The organism is Ectobacillus sp. (genome assembly GCF_056992975.1).
This window is the reverse complement of sequence record NZ_JBXKMX010000036.1, coordinates 1-2,777: the sequence shown is the minus strand read 5'-3', so window position 1 is coordinate 2,777 and position 2,777 is coordinate 1. Positions and strand designations below refer to the sequence as shown.

The 2,777-nt window shown below is 36.7% G+C and carries 2 protein-coding genes; both read right to left on the bottom strand.

What is annotated here, in order from left to right; genetic code table 11:
* Positions 1-1,254, bottom strand: a 1,254-nt coding sequence (locus AC11ZT_RS01395) for a glycosyltransferase family 2 protein (RefSeq protein ID WP_484057891.1), incomplete at its 3' end; no start/stop codon positions are given.
* A 234-nt stretch (positions 1,255-1,488) separates the two neighbouring features.
* Positions 1,489-2,460: a glycosyltransferase gene (locus tag AC11ZT_RS01390; RefSeq protein WP_484057890.1), complete on the bottom strand. Its 972-nt coding sequence runs from the start codon at positions 2,458-2,460 to the stop codon at positions 1,489-1,491.
* Between the last annotated feature and the right edge of the window lie 317 nt (positions 2,461-2,777).

Here is a 2,777-nt window from a genome sequence, read left to right as displayed (position 1 = left end):
TGGATGTCTATTTTTTTGCATCCACGCTAATGCATATGCAGGCCCTTTTTGAAATTCTTGATAAAAACTGTATTCTTCTACTGATAAAGGTATCAATTCTTCAATCAAAAAGCTTAAGGTTCGCGTATCGGAATTTATTCCTAGCTCAGCAGGAACAATATGTCTATCGCTAAAGATCTCAATAACATTATTAGAGATCTTTGAATCAACTAATATTTTAAGAATAAATTCTCTGCTTGGAATATTATATCTTTGAACTTCTCGTCCATTAACTGATACATCACAACTCAAATCACTGGATATCTGATTTATTCCTTTAATCATCAACAGATGCAGCGGATATTGTGGATCAACTTGAATGGAAACACGAAAATTTGGAGGAACCCATAAATCCGAATACCCGTTCATATCTAAGATTTGTGGAGTGGTACCGAGAACATCATATTTTTTGAACAAACTTAAATACCAAAAAACACCTATTTGAGAATAGTGTTGCAGAAAATGATAAAGCCAGTCGTTAGCAACTGTCCCAAAGTGTTTAACGCTTGTTTTCATAATTTCCGGCAAGATTTTAGTAATCTGTGCTACAGATTTACAAGCAGAATGTAATCTAGAATTAGCCAGGTAATCTTCTATATGTCCTATGGGATAATCTTTTGAGATACGGATCCATAGATCATAATCCATACAAAAATTGAGATCATTATCTACTCCTCCTACAGCCGTAAATATGTTTTTTCGCACGAATGCAGCAGGTTGACAAATAATACAAAAGTGAAATAAGTCTTCTCTGTCAAACGATTGAACAGGATAAGAGTTCATAATTTGACTGTTTTCATCTATATGATAAGCTTTGCCGTACACCATAGCCCACTCGGAATGTTTCTGCAGAGCAGCTACCGCCTTACTAACAGCTCCTGACAAATAAGTATCATCCGAATTTAACCAGCCTATAATATCCCCTTTAGCCATTTTTAAGCCTTTATTAATGGCATCGGATTGGCCACGATCCGGTTCGGAAATGTAACGAAATCGATTTCCGAGATGACTGTATTTTTTTAAAATTTCCAGCGTACCATCTACGGAGCCTCCATCAACAACAATATGTTCAATGTAAGGATAATCTTGTATCAATACGCTTTGGATTGTTTCTTCAATAAAAGCTGCTTGGTTGAAGGAAGGGGTAATGATGCTTACTAAGGGCATATTCTGATTATTCATAGGATCACTTCTTCCATCTGTAATTGTACTCATAGAACATCTTTCCAGTAATTTAAAGACACTTTCATACTTAAGATTGTTTTCTTAGTATTAATATGAATTCTATGTATCAATCGTCACAGCATTTGCCCTAGATTGGTCAAATGGTACAAGAAAGCTATCAAACATGGACAATACTGATACTATTTCTAATGAAGGAAAAAAGAAGTTGATTACCTACTATATGTAGATAATCAACTTCTCTGTATAACGAAATGGGAAAAAATTTTAAGCCTGCTCTAAGTAACTGGCCAGGTTGATATGATGATAGAGGGATGGATCGATTAGGACCCGTACAGTTTGTTCGATCATTTGATAGGCGTATCGCTTATTAATAATTTGATAGTATTCAGGATTGAATTTATTAGCGCTGTCCTTTTCTAGACGAGACAATCTGTCCAGAGCGATTTGTACTAGTTCTTTAGCCGCTTGTTTTTTTTCTTTATTTCTAAATAAAGAAAACACATCTTCAACGGCCCAACGCTCATAACGATCAATAAAATAGTTTATGGTCATTCGTAAGGAATCTACATGATGATATACAAGGGCTTCAGGCAAATAAATGATTTCATAATTGAGTTTTCTTGCATTGTCAATCATGGCGTTTTCTCCTGTGCCGGAGAGATGCTTCAAGTAAGGGGGAAATGTATCAGGAAAGCTTCCGCCAATCTGGATAGCCAAGTCGCGTTGGATGGCAAAATTGCAACCGAACACATTTTCATTGCGAAGTGTTAATCTTTCCTCTCCATAATCAAGATAAGCGAACACAGGATGAATCTTGGACGATCCGTAATCATAAACCCAGTTTACAGGCTTTTCTTGCCACAGTGGCTTAATTTTGCCGCCGCAGATTCCAGTTTGTGGATGCCTCTCGAATTCTTGCATGACGGCCTCCAGCCAAGTGTCGCTGGCGATGATATCATCATCCCCAAAAACCACGATATCTCCCTTCGCTTCCAGAATACCCCTGTTTCTCGCATAATGGAGCCCTTGCTTAGCCTCTAGCAGGTATTTCCAAGGAACGGTCCCGGATTCCATGATTTTTCTCACTGAAAGAGCAGTCTGATCTGTCGAATTGTTGTCCACAATCAGAATTTCATATTTATCTGGAGAGAGACTCTGATTCAAGAAAGAGGACAGTGCTTTGATTAGATACTTTTCCCTGTTGTAAGTAGGAACAATCAAGGAGATTTTGAGCATTGCTATTTCCACCTTTCTGTTATTTCTTTATTCGTTAGAAAATTCACAGGTATTACCCCCTATATGATCTATAAGTTCCACGATCAGGGCCTTTTAATTTAAGTAGGGAAGCTATTTATTTATCTAAAGTAGCACCGGTTACACTGTGCCTACTCAGAGCCAGTCAAATTTCATCTGATTTTTCACTTTCTTTTTCATCCATTCGCTTAGAATAAAAATAATTGACCATGCATAATTTATTCATATTAGTACCTTATGTGCAAGAGAAAGGAATGTTTTCTCCTTTCTTATCTACTTTTATAAAAATAGTAAAATTG